Origin of the sequence: Mycobacterium sp. 852014-52144_SCH5372336 (assembly GCF_001665615.1) — a bacterium.
Taxonomy (GTDB): Bacteria; Actinomycetota; Actinomycetes; order Mycobacteriales; family Mycobacteriaceae; genus Mycobacterium; species Mycobacterium neumannii_A.
The window spans coordinates 247966-260295 of record NZ_LZSW01000055.1; the positions used below are offsets into that span (position 1 = coordinate 247966).

Annotated in this window: 13 protein-coding genes, 1 tRNA gene and 3 pseudogenes; 7 read left to right on the plus strand and 10 right to left on the minus strand. The window is 65.1% G+C overall.

All coding sequences use genetic code 11. The annotated features are described in order from the left end of the window. Positions 1-14: 14 nt before the first annotated feature. From A5759_RS18215 to A5759_RS18225, 3 genes are read right to left on the minus strand one after another with little or no spacing between them, the layout of a single operon-like run. Entirely contained in the window at positions 15-719 is a 705-nt protein-coding gene (locus A5759_RS18215; RefSeq protein WP_064427901.1) for a histidine phosphatase family protein, read from the minus strand. Beyond that, positions 716-1546, minus strand: a complete 831-nt coding sequence (locus A5759_RS18220) for an undecaprenyl-diphosphate phosphatase (protein ID WP_064394185.1) — start codon at positions 1544-1546, stop codon at positions 716-718. The genes A5759_RS18215 and A5759_RS18220 overlap by 4 nt, the downstream gene beginning before the upstream one ends. A gap of 44 nt (positions 1547-1590) precedes the next feature. Next, the gene (locus A5759_RS18225) at positions 1591-1902 is read right to left on the minus strand and encodes a hypothetical protein (protein WP_064393972.1); all 312 of its coding nucleotides are present in this window, start codon (positions 1900-1902) and stop codon (positions 1591-1593) included. 189 nt (positions 1903-2091) lie between these two features. On the opposite strand from A5759_RS18225, the gene A5759_RS18230 reads away from it, so the two are divergent. Genes A5759_RS18230 through A5759_RS18240 form a run of 3 tightly spaced genes read left to right on the plus strand, consistent with a single transcriptional unit; the run spans position 2092 to position 4413 of the window. After that, complete coding sequence (locus A5759_RS18230; protein ID WP_231984693.1) at positions 2092-3081, plus strand: hypothetical protein; 990 nt, start codon at positions 2092-2094, stop codon at positions 3079-3081. Next, positions 3078-3347, plus strand: a complete 270-nt coding sequence (locus A5759_RS18235; RefSeq protein ID WP_064393974.1) for a DUF5703 family protein — start codon at positions 3078-3080, stop codon at positions 3345-3347. The genes A5759_RS18230 and A5759_RS18235 overlap by 4 nt, the downstream gene beginning before the upstream one ends. A 7-nt stretch (positions 3348-3354) precedes the next feature. Continuing rightward, positions 3355-4413, plus strand: a complete 1059-nt coding sequence (locus A5759_RS18240) for a quinone-dependent dihydroorotate dehydrogenase (RefSeq protein WP_197506110.1) — start codon at positions 3355-3357, stop codon at positions 4411-4413. Here A5759_RS18240 and A5759_RS26485 read toward each other — a convergent pair. The 3 genes from A5759_RS26485 to A5759_RS18250 form a co-directional block, all read right to left on the minus strand. Beyond that, positions 4410-4538, minus strand: coding sequence for a hypothetical protein (locus A5759_RS26485; protein WP_255361514.1), 129 nt, complete (start codon positions 4536-4538; stop codon positions 4410-4412). The two genes, A5759_RS18240 and A5759_RS26485, sit on opposite strands and share 4 nt — an antisense overlap. Positions 4539-4650: 112 nt before the next feature. After that, positions 4651-5181, minus strand: coding sequence for a YbhB/YbcL family Raf kinase inhibitor-like protein (locus tag A5759_RS18245; RefSeq protein WP_064393976.1), 531 nt, complete (start codon positions 5179-5181; stop codon positions 4651-4653). Between the two features lie 18 nt (positions 5182-5199). Continuing rightward, a complete protein-coding gene (locus tag A5759_RS18250; RefSeq protein ID WP_068200029.1) occupies positions 5200-6543 on the minus strand; it encodes a M20/M25/M40 family metallo-hydrolase in 1344 nt (447 codons plus the stop codon). Positions 6544-6615: 72 nt separating this feature from the next. Here A5759_RS18250 and A5759_RS18255 point away from each other — a divergent pair. Beyond that, positions 6616-6701: transfer RNA gene (locus tag A5759_RS18255), tRNA-Leu, on the plus strand. Here the strand turns inward: A5759_RS18255 and A5759_RS25700 are convergent. After that, positions 6683-7714: pseudogene (locus A5759_RS25700) on the minus strand (recombinase family protein); the annotation flags it as partial. The gene A5759_RS18255 and the pseudogene A5759_RS25700 overlap by 19 nt on opposite strands. 46 nt (positions 7715-7760) lie before the next feature. Here A5759_RS25700 and A5759_RS18265 point away from each other — a divergent pair. The 3 genes and pseudogenes from A5759_RS18265 to A5759_RS26155 form a co-directional block, all read left to right on the plus strand. Continuing rightward, complete coding sequence (locus tag A5759_RS18265) at positions 7761-8051, plus strand: transposase (RefSeq protein ID WP_068200030.1); 291 nt, start codon at positions 7761-7763, stop codon at positions 8049-8051. Beyond that, positions 8048-8917: pseudogene (locus A5759_RS18270) on the plus strand (IS3 family transposase); the annotation flags it as partial. The gene A5759_RS18265 and the pseudogene A5759_RS18270, both read left to right, overlap by 4 nt. Then, positions 8915-9220 (plus strand): annotated as a pseudogene (locus A5759_RS26155) (integrase core domain-containing protein); the annotation flags it as partial. The pseudogenes A5759_RS18270 and A5759_RS26155, both read left to right, overlap by 3 nt. 40 nt (positions 9221-9260) lie before the next feature. Here A5759_RS26155 and A5759_RS18275 read toward each other — a convergent pair. The 3 genes from A5759_RS18275 to A5759_RS18285 form a co-directional block, all read right to left on the minus strand. Continuing rightward, on the minus strand, positions 9261-10460 hold the full coding sequence (locus A5759_RS18275; protein WP_068200032.1) for an acyl-CoA dehydrogenase family protein: 1200 nt from the start codon (positions 10458-10460) through the stop codon (positions 9261-9263). A gap of 159 nt (positions 10461-10619) precedes the next feature. Next, positions 10620-11726, minus strand: coding sequence for an NDMA-dependent alcohol dehydrogenase (locus tag A5759_RS18280; RefSeq protein ID WP_068200036.1), 1107 nt, complete (start codon positions 11724-11726; stop codon positions 10620-10622). A gap of 152 nt (positions 11727-11878) precedes the next feature. After that, entirely contained in the window at positions 11879-12289 is a 411-nt protein-coding gene (locus A5759_RS18285; protein WP_005110592.1) for an SCP2 sterol-binding domain-containing protein, read from the minus strand. Between the last annotated feature and the right edge of the window lie 41 nt (positions 12290-12330).

The following is a 12330-nucleotide window of genomic DNA, read 5'->3' on the forward strand; positions in this document are numbered from 1 at the left end:
ACCCGTAATTGCGACTAGCCGGTGGACCCGCCGACGACGGCATCCTCCGGCGGCACCTCGCCGTCTTCCGCGTCGCTTTTCGCGGGTTTGGGCGCCAGCCCCGACGTGAGTTGGTCACCAGTGTGGTTGACGTGGATCACGAACGGCCGCACCGCCGTGTAACGGATCACGCTCATCGACGCCGGGTCGGCGGTGATCCGCTGAAAGCTGTCGAGATGGGTGCCGAGCGCGTCGGCGACAATGGCTTTGATCACATCGCCGTGAGTGCAGGCGACCCACAGCACGTCGCCCTCGTGCTCCTCGGCGAGTCGACGGTCGTGCTCACGGACCGCGGACACCGCGCGGGCCTGCACGTGGGCCAGGCCCTCCCCGCCGGGGAACACCGCGGCGCTGGGCTGCTGCTGCACCACCGCCCACAGCGGCTCGGAGACCAAGTCGGCGATCTTGCGCCCGGTCCAGGCCCCGTAGTCGACCTCCGAGATCCGGTCGTCGACGATCGGCGTCAGGCCCAGCGCCGCGGCCAGCGGTTCCACGGTTCGTTCGCAGCGCAACAGCGGCGAGCGCACGATCGCGCGGATCGGCAGCGAACCGATGCGGGTTGCCACCGCATGCGCCTGTTCGCGACCCTTGTCGTCGAGGTCGACGCCCTCGGACCGGCCCGCCAGCGTGTGCGCGGTGTTGGACGTCGAGCGGCCGTGCCGCAACAGGATGACCGTCATGTCGCTGCCACCACACCCGTCCCCAACAAGATCAGCACCACGGTGCCCAGCATGACGCGATACCCGACGAACCAGTACATGCTGTGCCTGACCAGGAACCGCAGGAACCAAGCCACTGCGGCGAAACCGACCACGAACGCGATCAGCGTGGCCACCAGCAACTGCGGGCCGGTCGCGCTCATCCCCTCCCCGACGGGATGGAACGCGTCGGGAAGCGAGAACAACCCGGAGGCGAACACCGCGGGGATGGCCAGAAGAAAACCGAACCGGGCGGCCAGCTCGCGGTTGAGACCGAGGAAGAGCCCGGCGCTGATCGTCGCGCCGGAACGGGACACACCGGGCAGCAGGGCCAGGCACTGCGCGAAGCCCACGATGATGCTGTCCTTCCACGTCAGCTGTTCGACGGTGCGCGCCTGGCGGCCGAAGTACTCGGCGGCGGCGATGACGGCCGAGAACACGATCAGCGCGATCGCGATCGCCCACAGATTGCGTGCGCCGGTGCGGATCTGGTCCTTGAACAGCAGCCCGAGGACGGCGATGGGGATGGTCCCGACGATCACATACCAACCCAACCAGTAGTCGGCGTTGCGGTGCGCGGTGACAAACAAGCCGTTGAACCAGGCCTTGACGATGCGCCCGATGTCCTTGGCGAAGTAGAGCAGGACCGCGAACTCGGTGCCCAACTGGGTGACGGCGGTGAACGACGCCCCGGCGTCGTCGGCGAAGAACACGCGCGACGTGATCGCCAGGTGCCCCGAGGAGCTGACGGGCAGGAACTCGGTCAGCCCCTGCACAATCGCGAGGACGACGACCTGCACCCACGACATCGCCGGCACGTCCGTCACGACGACGACCGTACCGTGGGCGGGTGTTAGCGACCGGTCCGCGCCACCGGCTCTGCGGACGCGACGAGATCACGCACCGCCGCGCCCACGCTGCGTCGGTCGGTGAGGTCGATGTCGGTCAGCTTGCGGCTGGACACCGCGACCACGTCCTCCTCGTGCGGGACCGGTCCCGCCAACCGCGGGCGGTAGATCTCGACGACCAGCATCTGGCGCTCGACATGGAACGAGAAGCTGCGGCCGTCGCCCACCTGGCCGAAGCCGCTGGCATACAGGCCGGTGGTCATGTCCTCGATGACAAACTCACCGGCGCCGGTCGCGCGGTCCGTGGCGAGGGTCATGATCGCACCATACCGTTGACGCGGCCGCTAATTGGGAGGGCACGGCGAGCGGACGAAAGCCGACGCGCAGCGGTCTGCCTAGACTGGCCGTTCAGTCGCTTAACCGTACGCACGACCGAGAGCTACCCCTTGGCGCCCGTGGTAAACACATCGAATCAGCCGATTCGCCGGATCGTGGCGGCGCTGGCTATCGTGCCGGCATTTGCGCTGGTCGGCGGCTGCTCGTCGGAAAGCTCCGACGCTCCTGCCACCATCGCGCCCGCGCAGGCCGCGGTGTCCCCACCGGTGGCCGGCCGGCCCGACGGCGTCGTGCGGCCGCTGGGCGCCGATGCGCAGGCGGCGATCGTCGACGCGGAAAGCGGCTCACTGGTGGTACTGGCGCCCGATCCGGCGGACCGATCGCAGGTCACGGTGTATTCCCCGGGCGGCGAGGACGCGGCGACGGTGTCGTTGTCCAGTCCCGCAACGGCGTTGACGGGTGACGGCGACGGCCAGGTCTACGCGGCGACGCGCGGCGGCTACCACCGGATCGACGTCGCCGGCCGCACCGCGACCAAGGTCGAGGTCGAGGGCCTGCCCGACACCGACTTCACCGCGATCGCGCGGCGCGCGGACGGCCGACTGGTGCTCGGGAGCGCCGACGGCGCCGTCTACACGTTGGGCTCAGACACCGCCGTAGCCGCTACGCTGAATATCTTTGCCCGTGTCGATGCGCTTGTCACACAAGGGAATACGGCCGTGGTACTGGACCGCGCCCAGACGTCGGTGACGGCGCTCACCGAGAACGGCGAGGAGCAGGCGCAGGCGCTACGGGCGGGCGAGGGTGCGACGACGATGGTCGCCGACCCGGCCGGTCGGGTGCTGGTGGCCGACACCCGCGGCGAGGGGCTCCTGGTCTTCGGCACCGATCCGCTGATCCTGCGTCAGCGGTACCCGGTGCGCGACGCCCCCTACGGCCTCGCCGGGTCGTCGACGCTGGCCTGGGTGTCGCAGACTGCGACGAACGAGGTCGTTGGCTACGATCTGGCCACCGGCATTCCCGTCGAGAAGGTGCGATATCGAACCGTGCAGCAACCGAACTCCCTGGCATTCGACGAATCCTCTGGCACCCTGTATGTGGTGTCCGGATCGGGAGCGGGTGTGCAGGTGATCGTCGACGCGGCGAGAGCGCACGCATGAGCGCACTTCACCGCGGACGGATGCCAGCGGCCTGGGAGGACGCCGTCAAATCAGACCTCTCAGACGACTACGAATGGATTCCGCTGCGGTTGCCGCCGGACGTCACGCGAGTCAGCGCCTCGACCCGGTTGTCGATCGAGGCCGAATACCGAGGCTGGGAACTCACCCGCGTCAGGCTCTACACCGACGGTTCGCGACGGGTGTTGCTGCGCCGCAAGAAGACCGCAGCCAGCCGGATGAACATCCCGGAGCAGCCCGCACAGTGAGGCGATGATGTACGGCGCGCTGCGGCGGGCGCTGTTTCTCGTTGCACCCGAACGGATTCACACGTGGGTCTTCGCACTGCTGCGGGCCGTCACCTATCCGCCGTGGACCAGGCGCGCGTTGAGACGGTGGTTGGGACCCCGCGATCCGATACTGGCCAGCACGGTGTTCGGTGTTCGGTTTCCCGGACCGCTGGGCCTGGCCGCCGGGTTCGACAAGAACGGCAGCGGACTGCACGCGTGGGGCGCACTCGGCTTCGGTTACGCCGAGGTGGGCACCGTCACCGCCCAAGCCCAGCCCGGCAATCCGAAACCGCGGATGTTTCGGCTGCCCGACGACCATGCGCTGTTGAACCGGATGGGATTCAACAACCACGGCGCGGGCGAACTCGCGGTGAGGCTCGCCCGGCACGTTCCCGATATCCCCATCGGCGTGAACATCGGCAAGACGAAGATCACGCCGCCGGAGGAGGCGGTGCAGGATTACGCGACATCGGCGCGTCTGCTGGGACCGCTCGCCTCGTTCGTGGTGGTCAACGTCAGCTCTCCGAACACTCCGGGGCTGCGCGACCTGCAGGCGGTTTCGTCGTTGCGCCCGATCCTGACCGCGGTGCTGGCGGAGACGTCGAAACCAGTGCTGGTGAAGATCGCACCGGACCTGTCCGACGAAGACGTCGATGAAATCGCCGACCTGGCAGTCGATCTCGGCCTGGCCGGAATCGTCGCCACCAACACGACCGTGTCGCGCGACGGGTTGGCCACGCCGGGCCTCGACGAACTGGGGCCCGGCGGGATCTCCGGGCGGCCGGTGGCCACACGTTCGGTCGAGGTGCTGCGCAGGCTCTATCGCCGCGTCGGGGACAGGCTGGTGCTGATCAGTGTCGGCGGCATCGAAACCGCCGACGACGCGTGGGACCGGATCGCCTCCGGAGCCTCACTCCTGCAGGGCTACACCGGATTCGTGTACGGCGGCGGGCTGTGGGCCAAAGGCATCCACGACGGAATCGCCCGCCGCCTTCACGAGGGGGGCTTCGGCTCACTGGCCGAAGCGGTCGGTTCTGCGGCCTAGCTTGCGCGCTTGCGCTTGCGGATGAACTCACCCGCCTCGGCTTCGCGCTGACGCTTCTCAGCGCGCCGGTCCTTGAGGGACCGTTCAGCCTTCTTCAGGCTTCTACCGGGTTTCTTGTCAGCCATTGTCGCTCCTTAAGCAGAAGTGGCAATCACTCACCTGCGACCATACGTCAGTTCCTCAGAAAAGCCAGCCGTGCAGGAAATCGGAGCGCGCAGAGCAGATTTCAGTGTTCTGCTACTTCTGCTCGTAGGTGCCGTGGATCAGCGCCCGCGCGATCGCGTGCTGAAACAGGTTGAACCCGAGGTACGCCGGAGTCGCGTCCTCGGGCAGATCGAGCTTCTCCACGTCGACGGCGTGCACGGCGACGATGTAGCGGTGGGGGCCGTGTCCCGGAGGCGGGGCGGCGCCGATGAAGCGCTGGAGGCCGGCGTCGTTGCGCAGCGTGAGCGCATCGCCGGGAAGGCCGCTGCCGTCACCCACTCCCTCGGGCAGTTCGGTGACGGTGGCGGGCAGGTTGGCCACCGCCCAGTGCCAGAAGCCGGACGCGGTCGGGGCGTCGGGGTCATAGACCGTGACCGCGAAGCTGCGGGTCTCCTCGGGGAAGCCCGACCAGGTCAGGTGCGGCGAGACATCGTTTCCCCCGGCACCCATGATGCCGCTGACCTGGTCGTTGCCCAGCGCGTCGCCGTCGTTGAAGGTGTCCGAGGACACCGTGAACGAGGGCAACTCGGGGAGGAACTCGTAGGGGTTGTAATCAAACGCCATGACTCGTCCTTTCGTCGATCAGCAGTGCAACAGGAAATGCTCGAGGACCTGGGTACCGAACTTCAACGCGTCAACGGGTACCCGTTCGTCGACGCCGTGGAACAACGCGGTGAAGTCGAGGTCGGGCGGCAACTGCAGCGGTGCGAACCCGAAGCATCGGATCCCTAACTGCGCGAACGCTTTTGCATCCGTACCCCCGGAAAGCATGTACGGCACGATGCGGGCGTCGGGGTCCACGGACAGGATCGCGCCGTTCATCGCGTCGACCAGGTCGCCATCGAACGTGGTCTCGTAGGACGGCAGTTCGGTGACCCACTCGCGGGTGACGTTCGGGCCGATCAGCTCGTCGACCTCGTGTTCGAAGGCCGCCTGACGCCCCGGCAGAATCCGGCAGTCCACCACCGCTTCGGCCGAGGCCGGGATGACGTTGGCCTTGTACCCGGCCTTGAGCATCGTCGGATTGGCGGTGTCGCGCAGGGTGGCGCCGACCACTCGGGCAATCGGGCCCAGCTTGGCGATGGCGCCGGCCAGGTCCGGCGAGTCGACGTCGAACGAATAGCCGGTCTCCTCAGTGACCGCCTGCAGGAACTGGCTGACGGCGTCGGTCATCACCAGCGGGAACTCGTGGCGGCCCAGCTTGGCCACCGCTTCGGCCACCGCGGTCACGGAGTTGCTGTCGTGGATCATCGAGCCGTGGCCGGCGTGGCTGCGCGCGGTCAGCTTCATCCAGTTCATCGACTTCTCGGCCGTCTCGACCAGGTAGAGGCGCCGCTCGCCGCCGTCCTTGCGCGGCACGGTCAACGAGAAGCCGCCTACCTCGCCGACCGCCTCGGTAGCCCCGGCGAACAGGTCGGGCCGGTTTTTGACCAGCCAGTGTGAGCCGAACTTGCCGCCGGCCTCCTCGTCGGACAGGAACGCGAAGATCAGGTCGCGCGGCGGGGTGATGCCTGCGCGTTTGAAGTGCCGCGCGATCGCGATCATCATGCCGCACATGTCCTTCATGTCGACCGCGCCGCGACCCCACACGTAGCCGTTCTCGACCGCGCCGGAGAACGGGTGCACGCTCCAGTCGGACGCCTCGGCGGGCACGACATCGAGGTGGCCGTGCAGCAGCAGCGACCCACGCGAGCTGTCGGAGCCCTCGAGCCGGGCGAACACATTGCCCCTGCCCGGCGCACCGGCCTCCACGTATTCGGTCGTATAGCCGACTTCTTCGAGCTGTTCGGCCACCCAGCGCGCGCATTCGGCCTCACCCATGGTGGTGGCCGGGTCGCCGGTGTTGGACGTGTCGAACCGGATGAGCGCGCTGACGAGGTCGACGACCTCCGCTTCGGCGTTGACGGGACCAGTCACAGTCACCATTCGTACCATTGACCTGGCGACTGGGTTTGGGTCACGCCTCAGTGATCCGATAGCCTTAGCTGCCCACAACGAGTCCGAGTGGCGGAATGGCAGACGCGCTAGCTTGAGGTGCTAGTGCCCTATTAACGGGCGTGGGGGTTCAAGTCCCCCCTCGGACACATCCGGCGACACGACTCAGGTCGGCAGTCGCCGTGACTCGCCGAAGATGCGGGTCGTAGTCGAGACGCAGGCCCAAGCTTGCGTACACCTCGGCGCGCTCAGCTCCGGTTGCCGCGCCGAGGATGACCGACAGTCCGCCTAACTCCTTAACTAACTCACTGATCTCGGCGGCACACATGGCGCGGGGCCGCTCCACTCGCTCAACGCGTGCCCTCAGCTCGTCGCGCTCGGCGGTACGTTGACGCAACGCAGCAGTTAGATCCTCAACGGCCACGCCAGACTCCACGGCGGTGATCAAGGCAGCCACTTTGGCATTCGCCTCGCTCAGCTGGCGCTGCAAGGCGGCGTAGCCAGGTCCGGCCGCCGGGTCCACGTCTTGCCCGCGTGCGAGGTCTTCTGGATCGGCCAGAGTGGCGATCCATTCGTCGAGTCGCGCTGTCACTGCGTCTTCGCGGAGATAGACGGTGCGCGGATGATCACTCAGGTCCACAGGTACAGAACGTGACTTGCCGAACTCACAACGGTAGAGGATCCGCGTTGTTTGCTTCCCCGGCCGGGCGGCGCCCTGCATTCGCCGTCCACATGCGGCGCAGAACAGCAGCCCACGCAGCGCATACGGCACTGTCGATTCTCTGCTGCACACGCGACCGGGACCACGCCGCGCCTGCATCCGGAGACGAACAGCCTGCGCCAGCTCATCAGGGATCAGCTCTTCGTGCGTGCGTCGATCGGGTGCGATCCAGTCGGCCCGATCGCGCCACCGCATGCGAGTCTCATATCCCGCGGCGACATCATCGGGGTTCAAAAGGACCTCATACTTCTCCTGCTTGCCCCAGACACGGATACCGCGGTACGCAGGGTTGTCGAGAATGGCGCGGATCGCCGAATGGGACCATCCACGTGGGTCACGATGCCGGTTCCGTGCCGGGTTGTATTGGCTCGGTGATGGCACTCCATCGTCGGTGAGCTGCTGTGCGATGAAGCGCAAGCCAGCACCATCGGCATACATGCGTGAGGTTCCCCCGAGACCGTGGAGGCATCAGCTATAAGGAGTAGCGATGTCAGAGAAGCGGAAGAAGTACGACCGGGAGTTCCGTGAGGGGGCTGTTCGGATCGTGCGGGAGACGGGTAAGCCGATCGCGCAGGTCGCGCGGGATCTGGGTGTGCATGAGGGCACTTTGGGCAATTGGGTTGCCCAGGACCGTGAGGCGCGGGAGGGCCGTGGGGAGTTGACCCGCGACGATCTTGCGGAACTCAAACGCCTGCGCAGCGAGGTTGCCGAGCTGCGGATGGAGCGTGATGTCCTCAAGCGATCAGTGGTCCTGTGGGTGAAGGAGGCGACGAAGTGAGCGTGGCACGTTTCATCGCCGACCAGAGGGCCAAATACCGGGTGCCGCATGAGGTTACGTGCAGGCTGCTGGAAGTCAGCGCGGCGTGGTTCTACAAGTGGATCAAGCGTGCGGCTGACCCGGATGGGCCCTATACCGACACCGAGCGGCGCCGCGTCGAACTCGACGCGGCAGTCGCGGCGGCGTTCGACAAGGCCCGGGACCTGCATGGGTCGCCGCGGCTGGTCACCGACTTGCGTGAGCTGGGCTGGCAGGTGTCGGAGAAAACGGTGGCAGACTCGATGCGCCGCCAGGGTTTGGTGGCGCGCCGCATCAAACGCCGCAATGGGCTGACCAAACAGGACAAGGCGGCCCCGAAGTTCGCGGACCTGGTCAAACGCGACTTCACTGCGTCCGCGCCGAACCGCAAATGGGTCGGCGACATGACCGAGATCCCGACCGAGTCCGGTCAGAAATTGTATTTGGCGACGGTGATCGACCTCTACAGCCGGCGGTTGCTGGGGGCGGCGATGGGCCTGCATCCGGATGCCGAGTTGGCGTGTGCGGCCATCAAGATGGCGGTGGCCGCCCGCGGGGGCCGCCAGGCGATCTGGCGCGACGAGGAGGCCGAGCGGGTCATCTTCCACACCGACCGCGGTAGCACCTATACCGCGAACGCTTTCACCAAGTTGTGCCGGCAGTTGGGGATTCGGCAGTCGATGGGGCGGGTCGGGTCGTGCTTCGATAATGCTGCCGCGGAGGCGTTCTTCTCCTCCTTGGAGTGGGAAGTATTGTCCCGCAATAGATTCCATGATAGCATCCAAGCGCGCGCGGTTGTCATCGACTGGTGCTACACCTTCTACAATCACCAACGCCGGCACAGCGCCGTCCGCTATGGCGAACGGCTCGCCGAGATCGGAGCGGTCCCCTCGATCGGCACGATCGGAGACAGCTACGATAATGCCCTGGAGACGGTGAACGGCTACTACAAGGCGGAGCTGATCTACGGGCCAGTCCGCACCAGGCCGTGGAAGACCGTCGAGGACGTCGAACTCGCGACCCTGAGCTGGGTGTACTGGCACAACACCAGCCGCTTACACAGCTACCTTAATGACATCCCACCCACCGAGTTCGAAGCCGCGTTCTACGATGCACATGGGACCGACCAACCCCTGTCCGGAATCCAATAACCCGAGCCTCCGGGAAAGTCAGGGCGATTCAATCAAGTCGCTAGAGTCCGATACGTTTGGCGATGACCTCGTTCATGATTTCGTTGGTGCCACCGCCTATTCCGAGAATCCGGCAGTCTCGATAGTGTCTCTCGATCTCAGACTCACGCATGTAGCCCATCCCACCGAAGATCTGAACCGCCTCGTTAACCACGTAGTCGCACGCATACACAGCGGTGTTCTTGGCCATCGACACCTCGGCAACGACATCCTCCCCCGCTAGCCACCTCTGCATGACCGCACGGGTGTAGGTGCACGCCACGTCGACCTGTCGAGCCATCTCCGCAAGCTTATGGCGAATCACCTGGCGCCCCGTCAAGGGTCTACCGAACGTTTCACGCTCCCGCGCCCAACTCTTGGCAAGATCGAGAGCCCTACCCGCCGTCGCGTACGCCTGGACGGCGATGCCGAGCCGTTCAGCCTGAAACTGCTGCATGATCTGCAAAAACCCGCTGTTCTCTGCCCCCACCAGGTTCTCAGCCGGTACGCGAACGTCGACGAAAGTCAACTCGGCGGTGTCGCTACATCGCCATCCCATCTTGTCCAACCGGCGGGACACTTCGAATCCAGGCGAATTCTTGTCGATCACGAGCAATGAAACTCCACCGTAACCCGGTCCGCCGGTGCGTACCGCCGTCGTAACGAAGTCCGCCCGAACTCCGCTGGTGATGAACGTCTTTGCTCCGTTGACCACGTAGGTGTCCCCTTCGCGCACTGCGCGTGTGCGCAAATTCGCGACATCTGAGCCTGCTCCAGGCTCGGTAACGCCCAGCGAGCCGATCATCTTTCCTGCGAGCGTAGGACGGACATATCGTTCAATCAGGGCGTCGGAGCCATTGGCGGCAATGTGGGGAAGGGCAATGCCATGGGTGAACAAGGCGGCGCAGACGCCAGTGGACCCGCCTGCGGCCAGGATGGCCTCAGTGACCAGTGCAGAGTCAATCGCATTGCCGCCGCTGCCGCCGACTTCTTCCGGGAACCCGATTCCGAGAAGCCCCACCTCGGCAGCATTGAGATGCAGGTCGCGCGGAATCTCACCCACGCGCTCCCATTCCGCTAGCTTCGGCGCGATTTCACGTTCCGAGAAAGACCGTGCCATTTGGCTCAGCGCTCGTCGCTCCGGCGTGGTCCACACCTCCGGGGCGATAGCGAAACGAGCAGCCCCATCCCTGCTTGCCGTGGTCGTGCCAGCGTCCGTCATCTCAGCCTCCCAGAGAATGTGATAGATGATCGATGAGGTGTCTGATGCTTGCCGTCCTCACGACGGGAAAGAAGGACCCGACGCCAACCACCCAAGCGGCCCGGCCGCATGATCTGCAGCAACGCAAGCACATGAAGACAGCAGTGGGCATGATGCTCTTCAGAACCGGACCAGCCCTCGGATATTTTTTCCTGAACGCATATCCTGGTAGCCCTCATTAATTTGGTCGAGGGAGTATTCGCGGGTGACCAACTCATCGAGCTTCAACAACCCAGCGGAGTACAGCTCGACCAGTCGCGGAATATCGTGCGGCGCATTGGATGAGCCATACAAAGCGCCACGAATCTGCTTCTCGTAAAGCGTCATTTCAAGCAGTGATCCTGAGATCGATGAGTCGTCGGGGTGCCCGATGGCCGTGACCACGACGCGCCCGCGCTTTCCGACCAAGGCCAGCGCTTCCGCGGTGTAGGAGGCCTCAGCCACATCGGTGGTGAGGATGCAGACATCAGCCAGCTTGCCCAGCGTCATATCGCTGACCAGCGACCAAGCTTCATCCATCGAGGCCGCGGTGTGCGTCGCACCGAACCCGCTCGCTTGCTCTCGCTTGAACTTCACCGGATCGACCGCCACAATCGCTAGCGCTCCCGCGATTCGCGCGCCCTGAATCGCATTCATTCCGATTCCGCCCGCTCCCACTACCACGACGGTGTCCCCGGCGCGCACCTCCCCAGTCCGCACCGCAGATCCGTAACCGGTCGTGACGCCGCAACCGATCAAGGCTGCCCGATCCAGGGGGATTCCGCCGTCAATCTTGACCACGGACGCCTGCGGCACCACTGTGTACTCGGAAAACGTCCCGAGCAAACACATCTGCCCGACGTCCTCGCCTCGTGCGTGAAAGCGATAGGTGCCGTCGATCTGCGGTCCCATCATGAGCGCCGCTCCCAACTCACAGAGATTGCCCATGCCGCGCGCGCAGTACGAGCAGCGCCCACACGAGGGAAGGAAGGTCAAGATGACAGAATCACCGTCGGACAGTTCCTCAACCCCTTCGCCGCACTCCACGACTGTGCCAGCACCCTCATGACCCCCCACTACCGGCAATGGGATCGGGAGGTCGCCGGTCACCAGATGTTCGTCGGAATGGCACAAGCCGGTGGCCGCCAGCCGCACGAGGACCTCCCCGGGACCTGGCGGATCCAACTCGACTTCTTCGACCTCCCACTTCTGCTCCAACCCCCACAAAACAGCCGCACGTGTCTTCATGTTGAAGTCCCTTCTATCGAATTACGCTTCTCGAGTAGTTATCCCGACCGCGCACGGTGGTCGCGCGAACTGTCCTGGATGATCTCCGGGCACATCGCCCAGAGGCCCGCGCCGGCCGCTCACCAGGGCCCGGGCGCGGTACCGCACCGACATCACACATTGAGCAGGTCGTGACGCTTGTCGGCCTCAAGGATTGCCCGGTACTCCGGAAAGAGGTTCTTTGCCTGCGGTATGAGCTTGATCAGTTTGGTGACAGGACCTTTCGCTCGTACAGTTCCTTTCGCCATCGCCATGGTCAAGTTCACCTTCCCCAACCAGAACCTGTTGCCGGTATCCGCGGACATGAACAATTCGACATTCGGTGTAACGCCACTGTCCGCGCCGGTCTCTACGACCTTCTCCGGCATATCCACGGTTACTACCGCATCCGGATCGGTGTAGTGGATCCGTAACACCACCCCGGACCCGGCAAGTCTGTTCGCAAGGTCTTCGTTCTCCAAACCTCGTCGAAAGATGCCGGCGAGGTAGCGGTAAACCTCTTCCGCATCAGCGAAGACAGCCATCGTGATTCTCCCCTCTTATGACACAATTCAAAGCGCTCAAA